The 21,657-nt window shown below is 45.6% G+C and carries 22 protein-coding genes; 12 read left to right on the top strand and 10 right to left on the bottom strand.

Translation table 11 applies throughout. The features are described 5' to 3' along the window. Nucleotides 1-400: 400 nt before the first annotated feature. Both ACEW81_RS08405 and ACEW81_RS08400 read left to right on the top strand, forming a co-directional pair. A complete protein-coding gene (locus ACEW81_RS08405; RefSeq protein ID WP_373532533.1) occupies nucleotides 401-571 on the top strand; it encodes a hypothetical protein in 171 nt (56 codons plus the stop codon). Then, complete coding sequence (locus ACEW81_RS08400) at nucleotides 571-1,980, top strand: DUF2254 domain-containing protein (RefSeq protein WP_373532532.1); 1,410 nt, start codon at nucleotides 571-573, stop codon at nucleotides 1,978-1,980. Before ACEW81_RS08405 ends, ACEW81_RS08400 begins: the two co-directional genes overlap by 1 nt. Here ACEW81_RS08400 and ACEW81_RS08395 read toward each other — a convergent pair. Beyond that, a complete protein-coding gene (locus ACEW81_RS08395) occupies nucleotides 1,932-2,864 on the bottom strand; it encodes a mechanosensitive ion channel family protein (protein WP_373532531.1) in 933 nt (310 codons plus the stop codon). The genes ACEW81_RS08400 and ACEW81_RS08395 overlap by 49 nt on opposite strands. A gap of 247 nt (nucleotides 2,865-3,111) precedes the next feature. Here ACEW81_RS08395 and ACEW81_RS08390 point away from each other — a divergent pair, with 247 nt between their 5' ends. Continuing rightward, nucleotides 3,112-4,251 carry a PAS domain-containing sensor histidine kinase gene (locus tag ACEW81_RS08390; protein WP_373532530.1) on the top strand — a complete coding sequence of 380 codons (1,140 nt, stop codon included), beginning with the start codon at nucleotides 3,112-3,114 and terminating at the stop codon, nucleotides 4,249-4,251. A gap of 59 nt (nucleotides 4,252-4,310) precedes the next feature. Then, nucleotides 4,311-5,435, top strand: a complete 1,125-nt coding sequence (locus ACEW81_RS08385) for a GRAS family protein (protein ID WP_373532529.1) — start codon at nucleotides 4,311-4,313, stop codon at nucleotides 5,433-5,435. Here ACEW81_RS08385 and ACEW81_RS08380 read toward each other — a convergent pair. Beyond that, nucleotides 5,416-6,933 carry a glutamate synthase-related protein gene (locus ACEW81_RS08380; protein ID WP_373532528.1) on the bottom strand — a complete coding sequence of 506 codons (1,518 nt, stop codon included), beginning with the start codon at nucleotides 6,931-6,933 and terminating at the stop codon, nucleotides 5,416-5,418. The genes ACEW81_RS08385 and ACEW81_RS08380 overlap by 20 nt on opposite strands. Nucleotides 6,934-7,237: 304 nt before the next feature. On the opposite strand from ACEW81_RS08380, the gene ACEW81_RS08375 reads away from it, so the two are divergent. Then, nucleotides 7,238-7,759 carry a DUF3291 domain-containing protein gene (locus tag ACEW81_RS08375; protein WP_373532527.1) on the top strand — a complete coding sequence of 174 codons (522 nt, stop codon included), beginning with the start codon at nucleotides 7,238-7,240 and terminating at the stop codon, nucleotides 7,757-7,759. A gap of 82 nt (nucleotides 7,760-7,841) precedes the next feature. On the opposite strand, the gene ACEW81_RS08370 is transcribed toward ACEW81_RS08375, so the two are convergent. Continuing rightward, the gene (locus tag ACEW81_RS08370) at nucleotides 7,842-8,984 is read right to left on the bottom strand and encodes a DUF6338 family protein (RefSeq protein WP_373532526.1); all 1,143 of its coding nucleotides are present in this window, start codon (nucleotides 8,982-8,984) and stop codon (nucleotides 7,842-7,844) included. Between the two features lie 243 nt (nucleotides 8,985-9,227). On the opposite strand from ACEW81_RS08370, the gene ACEW81_RS08365 reads away from it, so the two are divergent. The 5 genes from ACEW81_RS08365 to ACEW81_RS08345 all read left to right on the top strand — a co-directional run bounded on the left by ACEW81_RS08365 (nucleotide 9,228) and on the right by ACEW81_RS08345 (nucleotide 14,415). Further along, entirely contained in the window at nucleotides 9,228-10,193 is a 966-nt protein-coding gene (locus ACEW81_RS08365) for a hypothetical protein (protein ID WP_373532525.1), read from the top strand. After that, the gene (locus ACEW81_RS08360; RefSeq protein WP_373532524.1) at nucleotides 10,183-11,223 is read left to right on the top strand and encodes a hypothetical protein; all 1,041 of its coding nucleotides are present in this window, start codon (nucleotides 10,183-10,185) and stop codon (nucleotides 11,221-11,223) included. The genes ACEW81_RS08365 and ACEW81_RS08360 overlap by 11 nt, the downstream gene beginning before the upstream one ends. A gap of 358 nt (nucleotides 11,224-11,581) precedes the next feature. Further along, a complete protein-coding gene (locus tag ACEW81_RS08355; RefSeq protein WP_373532523.1) occupies nucleotides 11,582-12,313 on the top strand; it encodes a hypothetical protein in 732 nt (243 codons plus the stop codon). Nucleotides 12,314-12,787: 474 nt separating this feature from the next. After that, a complete protein-coding gene (locus ACEW81_RS08350; protein ID WP_373532522.1) occupies nucleotides 12,788-14,029 on the top strand; it encodes an alcohol dehydrogenase catalytic domain-containing protein in 1,242 nt (413 codons plus the stop codon). Between the two features lie 29 nt (nucleotides 14,030-14,058). Then, nucleotides 14,059-14,415, top strand: coding sequence for a YgaP family membrane protein (locus ACEW81_RS08345; protein ID WP_373532521.1), 357 nt, complete (start codon nucleotides 14,059-14,061; stop codon nucleotides 14,413-14,415). 99 nt (nucleotides 14,416-14,514) lie between these two features. Here ACEW81_RS08345 and ACEW81_RS08340 read toward each other — a convergent pair whose 3' ends face one another. The 7 genes from ACEW81_RS08340 to ACEW81_RS08310 form a co-directional block, all read right to left on the bottom strand. Further along, nucleotides 14,515-14,982, bottom strand: a complete 468-nt coding sequence (locus tag ACEW81_RS08340; protein WP_373532520.1) for a DUF1440 domain-containing protein — start codon at nucleotides 14,980-14,982, stop codon at nucleotides 14,515-14,517. A 292-nt stretch (nucleotides 14,983-15,274) separates the two neighbouring features. Then, complete coding sequence (locus ACEW81_RS08335; RefSeq protein WP_373532506.1) at nucleotides 15,275-15,463, bottom strand: hypothetical protein; 189 nt, start codon at nucleotides 15,461-15,463, stop codon at nucleotides 15,275-15,277. A 60-nt stretch (nucleotides 15,464-15,523) separates the two neighbouring features. Continuing rightward, nucleotides 15,524-15,706 carry a hypothetical protein gene (locus ACEW81_RS08330; RefSeq protein ID WP_373532519.1) on the bottom strand — a complete coding sequence of 61 codons (183 nt, stop codon included), beginning with the start codon at nucleotides 15,704-15,706 and terminating at the stop codon, nucleotides 15,524-15,526. Between the two features lie 2 nt (nucleotides 15,707-15,708). Beyond that, nucleotides 15,709-16,632 (bottom strand): hypothetical protein, encoded by a 924-nt coding sequence (locus ACEW81_RS08325; RefSeq protein WP_373532518.1) that lies wholly within the window; start codon nucleotides 16,630-16,632, stop codon nucleotides 15,709-15,711. Between the two features lie 451 nt (nucleotides 16,633-17,083). Beyond that, entirely contained in the window at nucleotides 17,084-18,316 is a 1,233-nt protein-coding gene (locus tag ACEW81_RS08320; RefSeq protein ID WP_373532517.1) for an ATP-binding protein, read from the bottom strand. A gap of 824 nt (nucleotides 18,317-19,140) precedes the next feature. Next, nucleotides 19,141-19,470: a hypothetical protein gene (locus ACEW81_RS08315; RefSeq protein ID WP_373532516.1), complete on the bottom strand. Its 330-nt coding sequence runs from the start codon at nucleotides 19,468-19,470 to the stop codon at nucleotides 19,141-19,143. Nucleotides 19,471-19,782: 312 nt separating this feature from the next. Then, nucleotides 19,783-20,130, bottom strand: a complete 348-nt coding sequence (locus ACEW81_RS08310) for a hypothetical protein (RefSeq protein ID WP_373532515.1) — start codon at nucleotides 20,128-20,130, stop codon at nucleotides 19,783-19,785. Nucleotides 20,131-20,728: 598 nt separating this feature from the next. Between ACEW81_RS08310 and ACEW81_RS08305 the strand changes: the two genes are divergently transcribed. Next, a complete protein-coding gene (locus ACEW81_RS08305) occupies nucleotides 20,729-21,082 on the top strand; it encodes a P-loop NTPase family protein (protein WP_373532514.1) in 354 nt (117 codons plus the stop codon). Between the two features lie 2 nt (nucleotides 21,083-21,084). Further along, the gene (locus ACEW81_RS08300; protein WP_373532513.1) at nucleotides 21,085-21,501 is read left to right on the top strand and encodes a hypothetical protein; all 417 of its coding nucleotides are present in this window, start codon (nucleotides 21,085-21,087) and stop codon (nucleotides 21,499-21,501) included. The last annotated feature ends 156 nt before the right edge of the window (nucleotides 21,502-21,657 follow it).

Below are 21,657 nucleotides of genomic sequence, written 5' to 3'. Positions count from 1 at the left end.
ACTTTTTTGAAGAGGAGATAAAACCATGCGGATTTCTCATTGCCCTGAGTGTGCCTCTTCTCACTTTATGACCATTGAGGTTGAAATACGGGTACAAATGTCAAATCGAAAAAACGATTTTATTGAGGTCCGGCAAGAGGAAGTTTGTTGTTTTTTTTGCAACTGGGTGCCCTCTGATCATTTGAAAAACGTGGTTGTCCAAAGAAAAATAACCCCACCCCTGCAACAAACCTTTCGCCTCAACTAACTCAAAAAATAAAACCTGCCAAGGGAAAAAATTTGTGACCACTTCAGAAATCAGGGCGGGAGTTAATTGGATCAAGCCATCGGGGGACTTTTAAAGAGATCATCCTTGCCTTACAATAGTCTGGTGATAGAAAAATGAGGGTTCATATCCCAAATGACCACACAGATTACAGTCAAGCCCGGAGAAATTGTTCCAGACTCAGGCATTTACGAGGATATGAATACGGGTGGACGAGCCACCTTGGTAAAAGGGGAACATGCGCCTCCCACCGCAAAAAAAGACAGTGCCTGGAAACAAGTCATTGATACAAACCCCAAAAACTAATGATTTTCAGTCTAAATGATCGATTACTCAATTTATGGGAAACCCTGCAGACCAGCCTTTGGTTTATACCAACCGTTATGGTGTTAGGGTCTATCGGATTATCTTTGGGGGCCTTGTACCTGGATCAACTACTGCTTGAAAAATCGTTAACCACCTACTCCTGGGTCTTTACAGGCAGCCCGGAAGCGGCTCGTCAGATTCTTTCCACCATTGCCAGTTCAATTATCACCGTAGCCGCTTTGGCTTTTTCCATGACGCTCGTGGCGCTCACCTTAGCGTCCTCCCAATTTGGCCCACGAATCCTGCGTAACTTCATCAAGGATACAGGCAACCAAATCGTGCTGGGAACCTTTCTGGCGACTTATATCTTTTGCCTGAATGTTTTACGTGCGGTCAAAGGGTTAGAAAATAATTCGTTTGTGCCACAAATTTCCATCAGTCTTGCCATCGTATTTCTGCTGGCAAGTATTGGGGTTCTCATCTACTTCATTGATCACGTGGTGTCCACCATCCAGGTAAACACCATCGTGGCGGATATCAGCCAGGAATTACAAGGAATTATCTGCCGACTCTACCCAGAGAAAGCGGCAATCAACAAATGGCCCCAAAAAACCCCGCTACCAAAATTTGAGGCTGAGCCATCGCGGCCTGAGCAAATTGCGGTTAAATCAATGAATGATGGTTATTTACAAGCCATTGATTATCCGGCTCTCGTGAATGCGGCCGTTGAGTTTGATACTTGCTTTCATGTTTCTTTGCGGCCCGGCGATTATATTATTCATGAGCACGCTCTGCTGTTCATCGATTCTGCAACTAACCAGCCTAAAACGGATAAGATGGAAGAACTCACCGGTGCTGTGAACAACGGTTTTATTTTGGGCTCCCGGCAAACACCCACTCAGGATGTTGAATTTTCAATTAATCAGTTGGTTGAAATCGCCATTCGGGCATTATCTCCCGGTATTAACGATCCTTTTTCCGCAATCACCTGCATTGATCATTTGGCAAACGCGCTGGCCCTGCTGTTCAGGCGACATCTCCCATCCGATGAGCATTTGGACGACCGTGGCAATTTGCGAGTGATTCACCGAAATGTTACGGCCCCGGAGGTGATTGGTACGGCCTTCAATCAAATTCGTCAGTATGGGCGCACCAGCGTTCCGGTCATGGTTCATTTAATGGAAGCCCTCTCTCAAATTACCCTGGATGCCAGAACTGAAGCGGTTAGAATAGCGCTCTATCAACAAGCGGAGATGATTGAGCGGGGAAGCCAGGAGGCATTTCCCGAGGAATATGACCGTTCCGTCATCCGAAAGAGATTTCATCTGGTTCAGAAAGCCATGGAAATATCACGCAAAAATCATCCCGACCCATCTCCCCCGTTGCCTCCGGTTAAAGAGGCGAGATAAGCCGAGCGCTGAATATCGTCCTGACGGGTGCCAGTGGCATCATGAAACAGAACCACCTGATGTGGGTAAGGAATATCAATGCCGCCCTCATCCAAAGTCCGCTTAATGGCGGTCATAACCTGATCCGTCACTTTCAGAACAGTCGCCTGATCCGATCCGGTCCAGAAATAAATATTAAAATTGACAGAAGAGGGCGCCAGTTCAGCCACATAAATCCACGGCCCCGGATCGTTTTCCACGCCTTCATTCTCAGTCAAAATCTTTTGAATTCGACTTCTGGCTTCTTCAATGGAATGAAGATACCCGATGCCAACGCTAACCATAACCCGACGGTGCTCATAGGCTGTTTTTACCTGAACCGGCCTGGAGTAGAGCGCCCCATTGGGAATGACCACCACTGTGCCATCATATGTTCGAATATGGGTAGAGCGAATATTTAAATCCTCCACGGTTCCTTCAAAACCATTGGCATTGATTTGATCCCCAATGCGAAAAGGCTTACGCCACAAGATGAAAATGCCTGCAAAGAAATTTTGAAGAATATCTTTAAAGGCAAAGCCAATGGCAACCGAGGTTAAACCAAGACCAGCCATGAGATCCACGGGCTTGAATGTTGGAAAAATAATGACCGCAGCGACTAAAATGCCAAGAATGACAATTCCGGCGGACGCAAGCCGCCCTAGCAAACAAGCCAGCGTAACGTCCAAACGGGTCCTCTCACCAATTTTAACGAGTATTCGCTTGGCAATATTAGCCCCAATCAAAAAACAGAGAAAGACGATCAGCCCCGCAACTAAATACGGCAAATGATCATACAGGCTTTTCACCATCTTCTGGACTGTTTGCAATGCGTGATTGGTGACAGAGGCCTGCAACAAATACATAATTTCCTCCCTGCTTAGCTTAAAATAAAGCAAGATGCTCTACTCTACAATTCCCTAGGCAACTAAAAAAAGCACCAAATATATTGACGCTCCTGTATCCCATCTCTTTATGTGTTCTGGGTTAATCTTTGTGTGGAAACGGCATGCTTAATATTGCAACGCAAGGGTGTTACCATTACAATTTAAATCACTTAAAAAAGTCTTAGCTTGTTAGCGTGCCTCCAGAGCGCTTCCAAAAGGGTTTTGTATGAGCATTGCCACTCCTCTCGTCCAGGAATCACTGAAAACACCACTACTTGAACCCAGGTCACTCAGCAGTGGCTTTGCCAATAGTGTGCTGAACGCTCTTTTGGCACAGGCTAGCGATTGCATTGCCGTAAAGGATTTGTCGGGTCGATATCTCACGATTAACGCCGCTGGGACGGCCTTTCTGGGAAGAGAAATCTCTGAGGTGGTTGGCAAAACCGACTTTGAGCTTTTTACGCAAGAAACAGCCGGATTTATTGCGGAAAGTGACCAACGTGTCATTGATTCGGGTCAAACCCAGATTTTTGAGGATTTTTTACGCCCTCTCAATGGCGAGGAGCGCTATTTTCAAGCCATGAAATGCGCTTACGTTTCTGAAATGGGCGAAACGCTGGGTATTATCAATGTCGTTCGAGACATCACGGCAACCAAGCTGGCAGAGCAAGCCTTAAAGCGAAGCAATCAAGACCTGGAGCAATTTACCTCTGTGGTTTCTCATGACTTGCAAGCCCCTCTCAGGAAAATCATATTTTTTGCCAACGAGTTAGATAGAGAAAGCCCATCGCTCACCCCAGAGGCTCAAGATTATTTACTGCGTATACAAAAAACCTCCAAAAAAATGAGTGCGCTGATTACAGACTTACTGAGCTTGTCTCGGGTAACCCAGACACGGCCTCAATATCGAATGGTCCACCTAAAGCACTTGATTGAGGAGGCCATTCAGGAAGTCAGCCCCGGTCCCAAAAGTCTGATAGAGCATTTCGAGTTACTGGGGGTTGAACAAGAACTCATGGCCGATTCTTTTCAACTGAGACAGTTATTGATTAATCTGTTTAGCAACGCCCTCAAGTTTCAAGCAACAGACAACGTGCCGAAAGTACAAGTAACAGCCGTTATTACCGCCTTTCAACAATGCCTGATTACAGTCACTGACAATGGCATTGGCTTTGACGAGAAATATTTGCCCCATTTGTTCAAGCCTTTTGAACGTTTGCAAAGTAGTCAGGCTTATGCGGGTACCGGCATTGGTTTGGCACTTTGCGAGCGCATTGTGCAGAGACATCATGGGCGAATAACCGCCAAAAGCAGCCCTGGTCAGGGTGCAACTTTTTATGTGGAATTACCCTTAATCCAAAACTAACCTTACTGGCTGAAGTCCTCTATACTGATCATTAATATTAATGTGTGTGGGGAATTGGAATGCAAACCATGGCTGGCCAAATTCATCAATCACGGTTTGAGCAGTTTGAACGGGTCATTCAGGCCATAGAGCATCATCAACTTGCGGAGGCGGGCGCCTTACTGCAAGCCATTTCAGAAAGTTTGCCCGCCCAGCAATCTGATGCCGAGTCTATTCACACCTCCTTTTTTCTAAAAGCGCTTGAGCAAAGGCTGTCTGGCTCACCCGCTCTGGATGACAACCTGTATTTACTGCCCGATGAAGGGCAACAAATTCAAATGTTCACGTTTATGGCGCAGCAATTTCCAGTGGTGCGCTATGCCCAGGAACTGATGAACCAATGGCATCTTCAGGTGTTGCGAGGAGAAACCCGCATTTTGCTGTGGGATATCGGAATGGGCAACGGCCAGCAAATCGTGCGATTGCTGCAAGCTTTAATTCAGGAAGCCAACGCTGCTGGACCTGAGGAAATTACAATCATTGGTCTAGAGCCTTCTGGGGAGAGCTTGACAGAAGCGGAGAAGGCCCTACAGGCATTTTGTGATGCCGCGGGGGTTTCATTGCGTTTTAAAGGAATCGCCAAAACGGTTGAGGCCCTTCAGCCAACGGACTGGGCCGAAATCGCCGCGCTAACCGCTGATTTTTCCGGGAAATGGATTGCCAACGCTTCTTTTGCATTGCACCACATTCACCCCACCACAACCAGAACCGTATTTTTCAAGAAAATTCAGACCTTAAAACCCGCTATATTTGGGTTTATTGAGCCTTACGCCGATTTTTTGACACCCAGCCTGAAAGACAGATTTCAACACGCTTGGCGTCATTATGGACTGGCCTTCTGGGCCATCGATCAAATTGAAGCCCCGCTGGAAAGTCGTAACCTGCTAAAAACCGTTTTCTTTGGGCGAGAAATTATGGATGTCATCGGCAAAGATCAGGCACGCATTGAGCAGTTTGAAACGGGTGAAATGTGGGGCGTTCGTTTAAAAGAGGCCGGATGGCAATGCATTCCTGTTTCGGCCAATCATTCAGCCATTCCAGGGTTTGAGTCCATTGAGATTGAACAACGAGAGGGGTTTACCGCTTTTCTGGCTCAGGGGTATCCGGTTATCTCACTGCTGGGCGCTAAAGCCGGGGAGCCGTAAACGGGTCTACGGGGTTCGCCTTGCGCCAGGCTCGGGCATACTCACGTGGAAATCGCCAAGGCACCCAGCTAAGCAGGGAACCGGGCTTTATAAAGTGATAAATTTCATCCAGCAGCAGCACCTCGCTGATACTGACCCGTTTTTGAAGATGAAAAGGCTGAAGCGCCTGTGGATGTTCCAGACCCGCGATTGCAATCAGGCCTTGCAGGCTTTCAATGGTTAAACGGTGAAACTGATAAAGGGCTTTCACATTTTGCTCAATATTAAACTTACTCAATAAGTGAGGTTCCTGGGTGGCGATTCCCCGGGTGCAGTTTCCTTTTTGGCATTCCAGTTGCTGATCACAGCCTACGGCCAGCAGCATGGCTCTGGCGGTGGCAAAACTGTCGGCGCCACGGGCCAGTAGCGACACCATTTGATGCTCCGTAAACACTTGCCCGGAGGCAATAATCTTTACCTCGCAGCGCAAATGACAACCCGTTAAAGCGTTATGCACAAATAAAACAGCATCATGCAAAGCCGTGCCTGTAAAGCCCAGCGTTCCTGCCCCGGCGGCGGCGGTGCCAGCTTCCATGCCATCCACTGTAATAAAATCCAGCAAAATACCCGTTTTACGCATGGCCTTACACAGGGCAAAAACGTAATGACGGTGACTAACACCCATTTTAACCCCAATGGGTTTTCCGCCAGATAATGCCCTTAAGGTCTTCACAAACCGCAAAAGCTCCACCGGCGTTGAAAAAGCGGAATGAGCGCTTTCCAGCTTGGCGTGAGCGCCTTGCTCTATGCCCATCAGTCGGGTCATTCCCAAAGTAACTTCTTTTACAGGCATGTGGGCCGCAGGCTCTACCCCTTGAGACAGCTTGATTTCAATCATTTTAACCGGGGACAGGAGGGCTTTTTGCTCAAACAAATCAGGGGCAAAAGATCCATCCGGGTTTCGGCAACCAAAGTACCCATTTCCCAGTTGCCAAACCAGATCGCCGGTTTCCTCCAGTTGTTCCGGGGTTAGCGTGGCAAAAAACGCATTGGCGTTGAAATCAGGGTCTTCGATGTTGACATCCCGCCCCAAATGGAAGGGGCTTAATCCAGCCTCCCCGGTATTTTGATAAAACCCTCCCTGACGGGCGGCCTGATTCAAGGCCAGTATAAAAGGCTTGCCCATAGGGCCAAAACTAAGGGCGGAGGCATTGAGGTAGGATGCAGGATAGGGCTTTTGACATTGTCGGCTTCCAATGGTTATTTTTGGGGGCGATTCTGCCATGGATTTAGATTTAACCAAAGCCGGTAATAAGGACTCATGACCCAGAGCCTGAACATTCTGGCTGCTCCCAAAGGTATCGGGCGGATTGAAGCCCCTGGCCCGGTTCTGAATCAGCTTTACCAGCGCTTCCGCAATGGGTTTCTGGCTGGGCGATGCCGTGCTGATAAATGCATGAATGGGCAAGGAGACGTCTGGGGAGGCTAAACGCCCATTGACAAGATTTTTGGGTACCATTGGCCAGACGGTCCTCGACTTTTCGCTTTAACAACGATTTCAGTAACAATTAAATGCTTCTAATTGTTTCTACCCACTCTTTGAAAGAATAAAACCTGTTAATTTGTCAAAATCTGAATTTATAAGTATATCCTTAATATTTCTCTCGGGTTTTTGATTTATTTTCAGAGGCAATGTTGAGCCAGTCTGTATAAATAGTTATACAATACAATAACGCTAAGTTAAACTTTTTCTGACTCGATTAAATTTTTGTGGGTTGAATCAGCTTTTGTTGATTGATGTTGATTGATAAGGATTAAACGCAATGACTATCCCCCAGTATCATCTTTGCCATTTAAATATTGGTCCCGCCAATGCGCCCCTCTCAGCTCCTGAAATGTCAGGCTTTGTGGAAAATCTGGAAAGAATTAACGAACTGGCTTACAGCAGTCCCGGATTTGTGTGGCACCTGAAAATTGATATTAACAACCCCGCCGATCTGGCTTTATACGGTGTTCCGGGCTTGCTATTCAATTTATCGGTTTGGGAATCGGTGGAAGCGTTAAAAGAATATACGTATAAAGGCGCTCATGCCCAAATGATGCAACGACGCCGGGAGTGGTTCGGGAGCATGAATACCCCCAATTATGTTCTGTGGTGGATTCCAGCGGGCAGCCTCCCCACATTGGAAGAAGCCAAGCTTCGACTGGCCCACCGAGAAACGTACGGGCCTTCCCTGGTGGGTTTTGACTTTAAGCACCCTTTTGAGCCGGGTTACATCACCCTTGGCACCGTAGGCAGCACTAACCATGACGGGTCTGCTCTCTCACCAGCAAGTCAGGGATAGGGGAACAATAGTAGTGGGTAAAGATTCTTGAGAAATTCAACAGGCCACCCCCCAATGAACCCCGCTCACCAGTTGAAGCACCTCAAGCCTGAGGCGTGATTTCCACCATTTTAATTTCAGTGCCTTTCACCCAAACACTTCTGGGCTGCTCCAAGGCTTTCCAGCTTTGAGTCAAAGGATCAAAATGTGAGGTTTCTTTGACATAAATATCATTGGGATTAGAGGCTTCAGGCATCGGCATCTCGTTGCTATAAGTGCCCATAATTTTTGTATCGTTTTTTAGGGTAATAATCACCTGATAACTTTTGGCTTTTGTTAAAAACGCCCCCCAGCCATTTGCAATAGAAAGTCTGGATTCAGGCGCCAAAACTTTTTTGGGATTAATCTTTAAAATAGACCGATTCAGCAAAAAGGCAACCAAACGCCCAAAGATAAAAGGGAAAAACAAAATGATACAAAACCAGACAAAGTAGTAATACACGGGATCTGAGCTTAAAAGGGTTAGGGTTAAACGGTTGTAAACATAACCAATACAAAGAAATAAAGTGAACACATTATAAATGGACATCCATACAATGGCCCGCCTCACCCCAAGCTTTTTTTTTGAAAAAAGAGTAATTGCCTCCTGAAAAACAAGACCCGGCACAATAACACTGGCCAAATAAAGGAGAGAGGCATAGTTAAAGTCCCATACACGGTCAATGGCGCTCAGTTCGTTTAGTGGATGCAGTTGAGCCAGTTGTTTCAAATGGCTTAATTGATAGAGACTATCTGTACTGGACAATTGATTCAGGTTGTTTAACGCTTGTAATTGAGGCAATTGATTGAGATGCTCCAGCTTTTCCAGTCTTTGAAGTATCTGTAACTGCTGTACGCGGTCCAGGTGATGAAGATGCTCGAGCTGATTCATTTGCTTCAGCATCGTCAAATTCTGAAGCTTGTTTAACGCTTGCATATGAGTCAATTGCTCCAAATATTTAAGCCTATCCAGCTCTTGCAAGTGCTGGATCTGGTTCAGTTTATTCAAAGGCTCTAATAAATGCAGCTGTTGAAGTTGATTCAGACCGTCAAGCTTGTCTAACTTATCCAGCTTGTCAAGATATTCAAGTTTTTTTAAATGTTCGAGACTATTGAGATGGTCAAGCTGATCCAGCTTTTTCAGCTCCTGTAAATGCTCCAGCCGTTTTAACTCCTGGAGATTGTCCAGCTTGTCAAATAAAACCATGGTAGCCTCATTGCCAATTCAGCAACTCAAAATAGCAAAGCGGTCACTCAAAATATATCCCCTAATTGAGCAAGGGACCAACGTTCATTGGCATCAGGATCTTCACCGGTTGCAAAGGGGTGCCAAGCGTTTGGTAATTGAGGCCCCCAGTGGCTCACTCAATGGGCGTTGCAGGTGTAACGAATTGTCACCACTGCCTCTGAAACTGCTAATTTTAAATTTAGATTTGCATTAATATAAAACATGACCCATGAATCCCTGAGTCTTCAACAACCCACCATGATGATCCGCCCTGTTCATTCAAGCTCACCAGCCTCAACCTCCGCCCCTGATTGCAAGGCCCCTGAGCCAAATCCGGTTCGGCCTACCCCAGCCAGGCTGGATATCGTGCAATTTTCCCGGCAAAACAAAGCTTCTGCCGGAGAAACAGCGTTGCGCGCTATTTTTGAAACCGTCGTTTTGCACCAGCGCTTTGATACCAGCCATCGTGATTACAACCCTCAGGCCATCTCCCACTATCTTGACCAGAACCGGACGGAGATTGAACGGTTAGTGACTGAACGCGTTCGCCAGAATGTTCCATTCACTAAAACGCTGACCACACTGATTAACGATATCCAGAAGCAATACCCCACGGAAACCCGTTCCGTGGCAGGCTGGAAACCAGCCATGACAGAAGATGAAGCCAATGCCTGGGCCCAAAAAAGTCACTATCAAGGGCCCATGTATCACTTAACCACCCAAAAAAACAGTGTGCCTTTGCGGGAAAAGGGATTTGGCGCCATGTTTTCCCGCTATGGATTTAACCTGTTTGTAACCCCCGACAAAGCAGTCCTCAACGACCTGTTGAACCCGGAAAAACCGTCATATTTTCTAAAATTAGCCGAAAAAGACATGCGGCCCCATATTTGCAGGCTGAAACTCAATATCCCGTATCCCATGGCTGATTTGGCGGCGCTGGAAGCACAATTTGGAGACCGAATTACTGAAATTGAAAAGCATCTGAGCGATTACCCCCTTCGAATCCCGCCAGACCAAAAGCACCGGCGCCGTATTATCTGGAATCATGTTCTTCATCAAGCGGGATTAAGAGCCGTTTACGCGGCTTATCGTAAAGACCGTGAAGTGATGCTGACCGACCCGAAACTAGTAACGCTGCTGTTACCCAAAAACTCGCCTCAACAGAAAGCCACCAACGATGCTCAATAACATTGCCTCTTTTACCTTAACGCATTCGCAACCAAAGCAATCGGCTGCACCCAATGGCCAGTCGGCAAAACCACCCCTGTATGCGCTACCCTCTCCATTGACCCAGGAAAAAGTGGTCATTCGCTTTGGCCAGAACCCTAAAGAAAAAAAAGAGGCGGAAAAAGCGCTGAGGGAAATCATCAAAACTTTTTCAATTTATGAAATGAAAGCTTTTTGGAAGCTCAAACCAGGCCAGATTCCCACTTTTGAGCAAGATCACGCTCAAGCCATAGAAGCCTACACGCAGGCCAAATTCAACGAATTATCCCCGGAGTACCTATCCACCATTCAGGAATTTCTCCATAACTTGCGAAAAAAGTATCCGGTGAAGGCGCACGTTGTTGAACAGTGGAAGCCCAGCATGCCGCTGACTGAGGCAAAAGAGTGGGCCGCCACCAGCAAGTTCAAAAAAATTCTGTATCACCTGACTTCCAGGCAAAGTAAGGAACAGATCGAATCGCAAGGGTTCAGCAAATATTTCGCCTCATCAGGGGCGGCAGCGTTCTTAACACCGTCCCGAGAAGTCATTAATAACCTGATGAGCGCCAGATTAGGCCAAACAGGGCAACCTTCAGCAGCGGGCAATTCTGCTGACGATGAGATGTGTGTGGTTTGCTGCATTTTAAATATTCCCCACCCCCTGCTTAGTTACGATGAAATCAAGCATCAATTTAGCGAAAAGCTGGACAAACTGGCCGAGCAATTCCCTCTCTTTTACAACGTAAAGGCAGAGTACCGAATGAAGGCCAAAAAAATCGTCTATTGCAGCATCATGGAGCAGGCGGGCATTAAGGCCCTCTCATCCGGGTATAGAGGGTTAAAAGAAGGGGAAATCATGGTGCTTGATCCCAAGGTGATTACCGCGATACCCAAACCGCCTCAACTGACCTTGCGACCTATCGAACCCGAGGAGCCGGGACTTCACTCTGCGCTGATCAAGCTCAGCGATTATATCAAGCCGCCTGCTACCCAATCCAGAATTGGCGAGTAGGGAAGCCTCTCTCCAATTCATTATCCCCGCCTCTCCAAAAAAAGATTACAGGCAAAAAGAGATTAAAAAAATGATTCAGTCAACATTGTCCCCTTATAGCGCAACCAAAGCTTCCCTTTTACCCCGTTTCGGGGTAGGCAACTCTGCCGTGAGGATGAAGGCCTCCCCAAAAAACGATCCGCGCACCCTGATCAGCCTCGATTACGATGGGACGTTATCTCGCCACTTGCCTTCAGTCACCAAACTAGCCGAGACTCACCGGGACCGATTCGTTTTGCATATGAATACGGGTCGCACACTGAGTAGCGTCCAAAGCATCGCGCCTCAATTAACTCTACCCCTGCAGTTTCTAAGCTTAATGAACGGTTCTATGCTGTTTGAAAACCTGCGGGGGCAAGCCACCCCTGAATGGCTAGGCGGGCTTTGCGAGGAAGATGAGCAGCCGGAGTGGCGGGCCCAGGTTTTTCAGGAGACCGGCTGGCAGGCGCCCAAAACAGCTCACATCGTAAACGAGGTTTTGAATGCGGAATTTACGGAAAACCCCAAAACCTTGCCGACCGGAAAAGTGGTTAAATTGGTTCGACCGTGGCCCAATGAGCCGGAATATCGGCTAGAAGGCTCACCAGAAACCGTTGCTTCTTTTGGACAAGCGCTAAGCAATCGCATCATCCTCTCCCTACAAAAATCAGGGATTCAGGCTCATTGTGACACCGAGGATAAAAAAAACGGTTCCAGAGAACTGCAAACACGATGCTATAGTTTCATGCCAGCCCGGCGGGATAAGGCATCGCCCGTCCGCTTTCTAATAAATGCGTTACCCGGCATTCAAAAACTGGTGACAGCCGGAAATGCTGAAAACGATTTACCCATGCTCCTTCCCACTCATATCGAAAATAAACCCAACCATCCCCTGCTGTGCGGATTGAATCCATCCATGCTGGCGCAAGTCACCCTAAAAGGCCACGGCACCTCGGTAGACCAGCAATCCAATGATCTGGCCCAGGAAATCTGGCAAACAATAAAGCCCTCCACAAAAACTTCTGCGAAGAGCGACCGGGTAAGAGGCTGTCTGAGAAGTACAACCAATTGAGTGCTTAGGTCATTTTTCCCTGCAGAAGTGCAATAGAGACTAAAACGATATACCAGGGATAGTTTACGCCTGAAACTGGGGCGAACTGACAGGCCCTATAACCCTCCTTGCTTTGAATCAGCCGCTCTTCAAGGAGTCACTTGGCGGTAAGCCTCCCAGTGGTCGGTACAATAGAGTTTGAAGTGAAACTGCTGCTGGATTCGCAGGTAAAGTCGCCAAAAGATGATTTGCCGAAAACGAATCCCGCTGCAATATAAGCGGATAACTCTAACTTTCTTTTCCGAAAAACCTCGTGGGTGCCGGGTCATAAAAGTTTCACCTCCCTAGCAGGCTTATTTTTTAAATTAAAACTAAAACATTACCCAAAATCCGAACACGCAAAAGATTACTCCTATTACTGTCCAGACAGGTAAAAGAGATAGTGGGCATTAATCATTACAATATTCCAACAACATTACGATAGGAGTCTTACGCATGTCCGCTAATAAGGCTGTGGTCTATAAAGGACCTTACACCATCAAGGTAGAAGATATTGGTTATCCTGAAATGAAAGTAAAAGGAAAATCAGTGAACCATGGTGTGATTTTACAAATATTAGCCACCAATATATGTGGTAGCGATCTTCATATGTACCGAGGCAGAACCGATATAGAGCCACAGACACCCTTGGGTCATGAAATCACCGGGATGGTGATTGAAAAAGGACACGATGTTGAGCAATTAGAAATCGGGGATATTGTTTCCGTACCTTTTAACGTGGCCTGTGGCAGATGTCGTAACTGCAAAGGGCAAGATACCCATATCTGCCTAACCACGAATGATTTGAAGCCAGGGGCTGCTTATGGCTTTGCAGAGATGGGGCCTTGGCAGGGTGGACAGGCAGAATATATATTTGTTCCTTACGCTGATTTCAATCTATTAAAATTCCCGGATCGAGAAATGGCTCGAGAAAAGCTGATTGAACTCACCATGTTAAGCGATATCTTTCCCACGGGCTTTCATGGCGCCATCACGGCAGGGGTCGGCGTCGGGGCAACAGTTTATATTGCGGGAGCTGGGCCTGTGGGTTTATGCGCCGCTATTTCCAGTTACTTACTGGGTGCGGCTTGTGTCATTATAGGCGATACCAATAATGACCGGTTAGAGCACGCCCAAAATACGCTGGGTTGCGAAACCATTAATCTTACCGAGCATGAAGTTATCCGGGATCAAATCGCCGAAATCCTCCGTGTGCCAGAAGTCGATTGTGCCATTGATGCCATTGGGTATGAAGCGCATGGTCATGGGCACAAATCCAATCGAGAAGTCCCCTCGGACGCGCTGGATACGATTGTATCCGTTACCCGTTCAGGGGGTCATTTGGGTGTGCCGGGTGTTTACTTGTCGTTAGATCCAAAAAGCGCAAGCTTGACTGGAAAGATAGGCCGCCCTGCCTTTGAATTTGGAAGAGCCTGGGATAAAGGCCTCTCAATCGCAACCGGCCAAACACCGGTTATGCGATATAATCGCCAGTTGATGACGGCAATCTTGTTTGATCGGGTTAAGCTAAGCCGAATCCTCAATACCACGCCCATTTCTTTTGAGCAGGCTGAAGAAGCGTATAGCCAGTTTGAACAAGGCGTTGCCCAAAAATTTGTATTTGATCCACAAGGATTATTGCGTCAGCAGGTACCACACCGCCGTGAAGCCGCACTCACCGGTTATCAGGCTGAATAGCACTTGTAATAAATAGAAGGACTTTAACGATGACGACGGCCAGTTTTGATCAGAATGTAGGCGGTTTGGATCGGGTCATTCGGGGTATTTTTGGAACTGCCTTAATATACCGGGGAATCTCCCGGAAAAATAGCCTGTGGAAAGGGATGGGATTGCTGATGGGTGCTTTATTAGCAATTCCCAGTATTACGGGCCACGATCCAGTCTTGAAACAGTTTGGCGCCTCCACTCGATTTGAGGATGAAAATTTTATTTTAAACATCCTGAAAAAGGCCAAACCAGGACATGGAATCAACCCCATATTAACTGAACAACCTTCACCCAATATCGCATTTAAGCCACACGAAAAACAAAATACATTATCCGATATGCTTGCCATTCAATAAAAAACGAACTGATGACCACCCCAGTTAAAAAGCGCCCAGACAAACCTATTCCGCCTTCATTGAGACAGCAGCCTATAAAGCTGGTGTCTCACACTTTATTCAGCTTAATTGTTTTCGGATCACAAAATTGGCCGTGTTTCCCCAAATCAGGTGAGCAATAATCATGATGAAATTCATGCGCTGGGACGCTTGGGTGGCGGGCGGGTAAAGCTTTAGGCCCGGTAAAATGCCAAGGTAGTGACTCAGCCATATACCCAGACCATAACCGCTACCCAATGACCTTGTTTTGACGTGAGCATTGATAAAACTGAGCGGAATCGCAAGTACTGAGCCATAAAGAAAGTGATTGAGCAAGCTCAGGCTTTTATGCTGATTTTTGGTAAGGATGGGCTTTAGGCCTGCTTTGATTTCCAGCTCTTCAGTTATTTTTTCGGGTGGTAGGGGCTTAGATTGACGCGTTGGTATTAAAGTGTTCGCGGCCAGCATCCAAACACTCATCAACAAAGTAGCTATCAGACCGCCATAGATGCCTGCTTTTATTTTTTGGCTCGGCTTAAAAACATTCATAAATGTCTCCTTTGGCGGTTTATTATTTCAAGCCATTCATGCTTTGTCTACTCCTGAACTGGCTAGTAAACACCCTCGTAAAATAAGCCTTTTTACTTTGCTGACGAAGACTCATCTGGCAAGCCGTAACGACCCCATAGCGCTTATGGCAATGACGATTTCCAGCTTCAGTCCAGCGGCTTCAGAAGCTGGAAAGCCATCCAGAACTAACCGTCCAGTGAGGACTGAAATGCAAAAAGATGAAAAGCGGGTATTATTTTTGGGGAAGAACAAGGCCCCATTTATTTAAAAATCAGAACCTTCTTCTGGGGTAACGAATATCTTCCTCTACCGTCATATCCTGCACTTTATCCACAAATAACCATCCACACAGTAAAAAGCTGATGAAATTGGTGGTGGGGTCTGGATTGGGATGATTATAAAAATTCCAGGCCGCCGCCGCCGCTAAAGCCATATACACCAGAACCAGTAATTTTTTCATAACCTCTTATCCCTCTCTTCAAAAACGTTCATTCTCTATCTTTCCACATCTGGCACCTAATCAAAATATCACCCCAGTGCCTTTTTGTCTCAACGTTTCAGCTTCTGTTTCGGTAAGAGACAAACGAATTTTAAATAACAGTTTGTACTTTTGATGTTCCAACAATTTTTCAAAAATTTCTAAATTAGAATCACCAGCTTTAAACTCAATTTCGGATGTTTGTTTTTCAACAAGAATACGCATAATCAAAAATCCAGTTTAATTGAAATTATTTTAGCCTCTGAATTAATCTTTGCCGCTCGGCGAATTACGGCTTCTGGCACTTCAACCGTAGTGATAGGCTCTTTTATATCGATAACAACCCCTAATAGCTCTAGCGCTTTGATTATAGATTTATGCATCTGTCCAACCACCATACGAAAACAGAAGCAAATTTCATGCAGCTCAGCAGGACTTAGCAATAATATCTCTCCGACATTAAAAGCCCGCTGCTTCTGTGGAAATCTCATTTTTATTGAACTTCCCAGAGGAAAGGCAATTGGCATATTATAATCAGGAGAAATATACTCCGAGCCATCAGGATGATGGCCATACAACTCAGCAGCACGCCACTTTACAATTAACTGCTGCTCTATAATTTGTTTAGCTTGATTTTGTTTCAAATCCTCAACTCCGACTATCCCTAGCCTATGTGTTATACAATTTCTAGCACGTTTAATCGAATCCAATTCCTCTTCAAATTCTGACTCGATCGAAAATTCCGCCTTTAATCTCTGAAACTTACTCGTTACGCCTAAATGTTTAAAACTTTTGAACTTAGCTGTTTGAGCTTTCCCGTCACAGCCATTATTTTGCTGCGCTATAGCCCAAGATTCCACTTTCATCAAAACACAATACATATTATCTAAATAGACTTCAAAATTTTCTATAAGCTCTCTCAGGCCATTACCTACAATCCATTGCCCGAAGCCAGTCTTAAAATCTGCGTATGTCTCATCCGAGACTTCTTCTGGAACCAACATCATATGATGGCCGCCAGACAAGTGAAAAGGGTGCTGCATATCATCATTAACCAGATTAATACCAAGCCCTAAAAACACATAGGCCCTGTTGATTCCAGTAAGTGCAATCCTAGAAATATCATCTAAGTCAAACTGAGTTTCAGACATTCCCATATTCCTTTTTTAAACCTGAATAATTTATATGCCCGGTTCAGCTGAAATCCTTATGGGATGAGTCTTTAATTACTGATCCTCTTGAAAAGCATATCTAAAACCGGCCAAAATGCAAAAAACACCCGAGAAGGGGTGTTTTGAGAGGCTTTAAAAGTGGTGCGCTCGGAGAGATTCGAACTCCCGACCTCATGGTTCGTAGGGATGACCCATACTGATTGGCTTTCCAGGTTTTATCAGTCAATTCAGAGCAAAAACCAAAAATTTTTCAAATTTTATGTCACTTTACATACCGTTTTAGTGACGCACTTTCAAAAGCCAAGGCTAAAAATGCTGATAGCATTTGCGTTTTAAACCATAATCAACAAATGATTGATGACATAACTGGACACATATCGGACATAAAACAGAGTAAAATAGGCCGTTTTTTGTTGCTGGTTCATCACCTTCAGCCGCATTGCCATAATATGGAAATTGGTACTGCCCACAGTCCTTCACCAAACGAAATGGTTGTTTTACCGGTATAGAGCACAATTCCAACAAACGACTGTGCCTTGGCCAAGTGGGTTTTAAACCATTCCAAATGTTTAAATGCATTCTCTCCTATCGTTGTTCCTGCCTTGACCTCAATACCTATCAGTCCGCCGCCTTCGCGCTCCAAAAGGAAATCTATTTCCCGTTTTTCACGGTCCCGGTAATGGAAAAGTGAGTATAGGCCTTCACTGGCATCCACTTGAGAAGAGAGTTCATGAAAGATAAAAGTTTCTAACAATTTGCCGGAACGATCTGAGTCTAAGCAGATTTGATCAAACTGCCAGCCTAAAATAGAACGCATCAAGCCACAGTCAGCCATAAATAGCTTGGGTTGTTTGCCAACCCGCTCGTAATCCGTGCGAGTCCAGGGGGAGAGGCGCTCTACTAAATAAAGAGCTTCTAAAGCATTGATATAGCTCTCTAGTGTTGCTCTTTGAAGGCCTAAACCGCTTCCAATGGCAGTGATATCCATAAACTTACTGGACCAGGCCGCCAAAATTCGTAGCAGTTCTACCATAGCGTCACGTCTACGGATATTGATTAGCTCGGTTAAGTCCCTATCCATGAGGGCTTCGATATAATCGTTATACCATTGCCGCCGCTCAGCTTCTTTTAGGGTAAGGACTTCGGGAAATCCACCGTTATAAGCTCTTTGTAGGATAGCCTCCCGGTCATCGGCATCGGTAATTTCCAAAGGAAAGTCTTGTTTAAATGCTTTTTCCAAAAAGGAGGGCGCTTTTTGGGCTAATTCGCCCTGGGCAAACGGACGAAGCCTAATTTTACGCACTCTCCCCGCTAGAGATTCTTTCACGCTAGGCAGAGATTGGATATTGGCTGAACCTGTTAGCAGATACTGTCCAGGACGGGTATCTTCATCAACTACTTTTTTAATAGCTGAGAGTAAAGCTGGCGCTAATTGCACTTCATCGATGATCATCCGCTGGCCTTCATGCTTCACAAAGCCATGGGGGTCTAATTGAGCTGTTTGCAGTAAGTTCTGGTCATCCAACGTGCGATATGTTGTGTTATCGCCCATTTGGGTTTTGACCAAGGTGGTTTTCCCACACTGACGAGGCCCAGTGAGCAAAATAACCCGGCGAGACTTAAGCGCCTCTTGAAGAACAGACTCTTGCCAGCGTGTATACATGGTTTACTTCCGCGATTTTTACAATTGATGCTCCGCTATTTTAGCATTAAAAGTCCCGCGATTTTATCAATTTAAACCCCGCGATTTTATCAATTCATGCTTTAACGGCTCATAGTATAAGCTTTGGGTAACTGTTGGACGCTCATTCTGGCCGGGCAGGATATGGAGAACGCCTACCGCCAATTGGCTGGACTGCAACCAGAACAAGCTGCGCCAGTAGGAACTGGGCTAGCCTGAGCCGCCCCCCCTGACCGTGGATGCCTCTGATGCTGATGACTGGAACGACTAGCCCCACCCACCCTCTCCCTTTTTTGATACCCACGGCCAGTGCCTCTATTATGCGCCAGCGAAGGGATCACCTTTTAGTGGCAAGACAAAAAACAAGACCCATTACTTTAAACGGATCCCGATACGGGGTTCAGATCACCTGGACGCCTATAGATTTCTGCTGAATGGGGCGGTTTAGGAAAAAGGACATGAAATGGTTAATTACCCTTGTGCTAAAATTTCCCAATCTCTGCCCTAATTGGATCTGAAAAAGGGACCCAGTCACATTCTTGACAAGATTAAGCCCCCCCAATTCAGCAAGGGTTTTCAATTCACCAGAATCAACATCGGCATCGTGATCTGCGTCGACCCAAACACTCAACTGACTCCAGATAGAATCACTACTTGTAATAGCATCATCACGGTTGCTGTCCACAGAAAACAGCGCATGAAAGCCATTGGTAATTGATTCAAAAAAAATTCACCAAATGAAGGTAAAAGCAAATCAAGATCACTTTGTGTATTTGCCATATTGCACCTCTCGCTAAATTGCTAAATTAAAATAAAAAACTGACTATTGCTTGAATTTGAAGAATCAAGCAAATAAATGCCACAACAAAAATGTCATAACCCAAAGCGACCACTTCTTTTTGTTTTAGTAGTTTCTGATAAAAAACCTGAGCACATAAATAAACACTAAAGGCAAATCCCAGAAAAAGTATTTTAGGCGCTACTACTTCATATGGCTTAGTGCTTAGTAAAAAAACACCATGCATGTGTGGATAAAGCAAAAAACTAGCAAATAACGAAAGTAAATAAACAGGGAGTAATAAAAAGTATGTTAAAGAAATTATAAGTTTTTTTTTAAACATTTGCCATTCAGGCATTATCCACTTTCCTTTTCTTTTTTCAGATAATCACAAATACCGTGAAGGTTTTTAATGTTTTGAGCGCCGTCCATTCCTTTAACCAAGACATTACTGTAACTTTTAATATTAATCTGGATTTCCTCAGAGGATAAATTTACAAAATAGAACTCAACTGTTTCGCCTCGGTAAAACCTTTTCTTATAACCTTTTACAAGCGCTTTTTTTTACTTGAACTCAAATCCGATTCTATTACTGTTACACTTGCAGGCCCTATTTGAGGCAGGCTATTCAGACAAAGTTCGTATAGTTTCTTTAACGCCAAATTACTTTCTATAACAGCACGTTGCATTCTATAAATAGGTAAACACCCTTACTTGTCCCGAAAAGGTTCATGCTCTTTTTTGTTAAAATCCATGAAAAAAATGCCATTAGAAATCCTGCACAAGGAGCAAGAAATATAATTTTAAGCGCTTCCCTTACCGCAATAATGATGTCTTGATCAGGAGGCACTATTGCATCTCCCAAGCTTCGAATCAATGAAATCAAGCCCAATAATACTAGGATCATGCCGGCTCCACCTACGATTGCCCAGGCGATCGTATACGTGCCTCCAAGTAAAAAGAAAATTAACCCAGTTTCACTATTTTTTTTTAAGACTTTAAATGTAAGTTTTTTCATCGCTTTGACCTAAATCCCATTTCGATCTTCAATTGTTGCTCTCGTTATGTGACCGGGTCGCCTGACCAGCTTGATACGCCCAATCTAGGGCGATACCAGGCAAAGCAAATACACCGACCTTTAAGACAGCGGTCCCGCGAGGTAAATTAGCAGATGTAATCATTGCTTTACCATTTTGGAGTGATATAGAACCTGAATTTGCACCCAACTGAGATATACCCATAGACCAATCTATAGCAGCCTGAGGCGATCGCCGAAGCACCTACTGCGACTGCAGTCTTCTTTAACAGTAAACTGAGCAGTTAGATTAACATAAGTATTATTTTTTTCCACTCTATTACTGCAGCTGTAATTTAAGTTGGTTCCTGGCGAGTCGTGTAGCCAAGTGGCATTGTTGAGCAAGTTTTTGGTGCCTTCGTCGCCAATTAGACCCATGTTGACTGAGTCCCTCGCCTGCATAGCGCTTTAGGAGACATTGCACCTCATTCCTTCGCCGCCGCAAATAGCTAGCGTGCCAGGCTATTTAACTCCCCTTTTTCTCACTTGAACTGGTACGCTTCTAGGGTCAAGACCAAATATTCTGAAACTCTAGCTTTGCATGGTACCGGCCGAGGGACTCAGTCACCTCAGCGATTTCACCCAGCTCGCTGAGCAAATGCCGGAAGAGGCTCAGATCATTGTCTGGCTGAATGAACACTTTGGCAAAATCGAGTCCGACGGCAAAACCTTTGAACAATCCAAAGCCTACCAGAAGTACAAGGACCGGGTTCATGCCATCGTCAAGCTCCCCCGCCAAAATGAAGACACCTTTGGCCAGACCATCGAGCAATTGATCGCCGAACGTCTGACCTTCAGCGAAGCCCTGGAAAGCGACGTGTTCCGCATCATGTCCAAGCAACGCATTACCATGTACCGGCGCGGCATCTATGACCAGTTGACGGTGGTCAGTTAGTCATGACCACTCTGGAAATGGAGCCACTACTGGCGGAGGTGAATAAACACCTGAAAGCCAATCAAAAAGTCCACAAGGACGATCCCATTCTGGCCAATGTCCTTCTGAATCAAGTCATCTTGGAGCGCTATGTGGAAGCGCTCCAAACTAAACTTCGGGAAGCCCATCTGGAAACCACCACACTGGGCCAGCAAGCCGCCAAGCAGGCTGAAGCACAGACCCAACACCTCCTGGATAAGTTTGATGATCACCTGGAAAGACGTATCCAGAGCTGGGAAAAGCAATTTAAAACCCAATGCGAAAATGAACTGTTTAAAATCCGCGCTGCGGCTTTATATGCTCAGATCGGCGGGGGGCTCGTTCTCGTTATCGGCTCACTCGCTGCTGGCCTCATGATTGGGAACTGGCTCTTTCCTTAATACAACTATCTATCTTACTTACTGGCGGGGTGAATACAATCGTTTAGACCCCATAACTCCCGACCAATTTGACAATTGCTGGGATGCGTAGCATGCCAGTCATGCCCTGCGGGAGGTGGTATAATACCAAACACTCTATTTTCTCATGCGACCCAA

Origin of the sequence: Vampirovibrio sp. (genome assembly GCF_041737375.1) — a bacterium.
Taxonomy (GTDB): Bacteria; Cyanobacteriota; Vampirovibrionia; order Vampirovibrionales; family Vampirovibrionaceae; genus Vampirovibrio.
The sequence above is the reverse complement of the archived record's forward strand: the minus strand, read 5'-3'. Positions and strand labels throughout refer to the sequence as shown.

What these genes read in the sequence shown, in the direction of transcription:
- ACEW81_RS08405 (WP_373532533.1), top strand. Translation starts at nt 401, where the DNA reads ATGACCACACAGATTACAGTCAAGCCCGGAGAAATTGTTCCAGACTCA.
- ACEW81_RS08400 (WP_373532532.1), top strand. Translation starts at nt 571, where the DNA reads ATGATTTTCAGTCTAAATGATCGATTACTCAATTTATGGGAAACCCTG.
- ACEW81_RS08395 (WP_373532531.1), bottom strand. Translation starts at nt 2,864, where the DNA reads ATGTATTTGTTGCAGGCCTCTGTCACCAATCACGCATTGCAAACAGTC.
- ACEW81_RS08390 (WP_373532530.1), top strand. Translation starts at nt 3,112, where the DNA reads ATGAGCATTGCCACTCCTCTCGTCCAGGAATCACTGAAAACACCACTA.
- ACEW81_RS08385 (WP_373532529.1), top strand. Translation starts at nt 4,311, where the DNA reads ATGCAAACCATGGCTGGCCAAATTCATCAATCACGGTTTGAGCAGTTT.
- ACEW81_RS08380 (WP_373532528.1), bottom strand. Translation starts at nt 6,933, where the DNA reads ATGGTACCCAAAAATCTTGTCAATGGGCGTTTAGCCTCCCCAGACGTC.
- ACEW81_RS08375 (WP_373532527.1), top strand. Translation starts at nt 7,238, where the DNA reads ATGACTATCCCCCAGTATCATCTTTGCCATTTAAATATTGGTCCCGCC.
- ACEW81_RS08370 (WP_373532526.1), bottom strand. Translation starts at nt 8,984, where the DNA reads ATGGTTTTATTTGACAAGCTGGACAATCTCCAGGAGTTAAAACGGCTG.
- ACEW81_RS08365 (WP_373532525.1), top strand. Translation starts at nt 9,228, where the DNA reads ATGACCCATGAATCCCTGAGTCTTCAACAACCCACCATGATGATCCGC.
- ACEW81_RS08360 (WP_373532524.1), top strand. Translation starts at nt 10,183, where the DNA reads ATGCTCAATAACATTGCCTCTTTTACCTTAACGCATTCGCAACCAAAG.
- ACEW81_RS08355 (WP_373532523.1), top strand. Translation starts at nt 11,582, where the DNA reads ATGAACGGTTCTATGCTGTTTGAAAACCTGCGGGGGCAAGCCACCCCT.
- ACEW81_RS08350 (WP_373532522.1), top strand. Translation starts at nt 12,788, where the DNA reads ATGTCCGCTAATAAGGCTGTGGTCTATAAAGGACCTTACACCATCAAG.
- ACEW81_RS08345 (WP_373532521.1), top strand. Translation starts at nt 14,059, where the DNA reads ATGACGACGGCCAGTTTTGATCAGAATGTAGGCGGTTTGGATCGGGTC.
- ACEW81_RS08340 (WP_373532520.1), bottom strand. Translation starts at nt 14,982, where the DNA reads ATGAATGTTTTTAAGCCGAGCCAAAAAATAAAAGCAGGCATCTATGGC.
- ACEW81_RS08335 (WP_373532506.1), bottom strand. Translation starts at nt 15,463, where the DNA reads ATGAAAAAATTACTGGTTCTGGTGTATATGGCTTTAGCGGCGGCGGCG.
- ACEW81_RS08330 (WP_373532519.1), bottom strand. Translation starts at nt 15,706, where the DNA reads ATGCGTATTCTTGTTGAAAAACAAACATCCGAAATTGAGTTTAAAGCT.
- ACEW81_RS08325 (WP_373532518.1), bottom strand. Translation starts at nt 16,632, where the DNA reads ATGTCTGAAACTCAGTTTGACTTAGATGATATTTCTAGGATTGCACTT.
- ACEW81_RS08320 (WP_373532517.1), bottom strand. Translation starts at nt 18,316, where the DNA reads ATGTATACACGCTGGCAAGAGTCTGTTCTTCAAGAGGCGCTTAAGTCT.
- ACEW81_RS08315 (WP_373532516.1), bottom strand. Translation starts at nt 19,470, where the DNA reads ATGCCTGAATGGCAAATGTTTAAAAAAAAACTTATAATTTCTTTAACA.
- ACEW81_RS08310 (WP_373532515.1), bottom strand. Translation starts at nt 20,130, where the DNA reads ATGAAAAAACTTACATTTAAAGTCTTAAAAAAAAATAGTGAAACTGGG.
- ACEW81_RS08305 (WP_373532514.1), top strand. Translation starts at nt 20,729, where the DNA reads ATGGTACCGGCCGAGGGACTCAGTCACCTCAGCGATTTCACCCAGCTC.
- ACEW81_RS08300 (WP_373532513.1), top strand. Translation starts at nt 21,085, where the DNA reads ATGACCACTCTGGAAATGGAGCCACTACTGGCGGAGGTGAATAAACAC.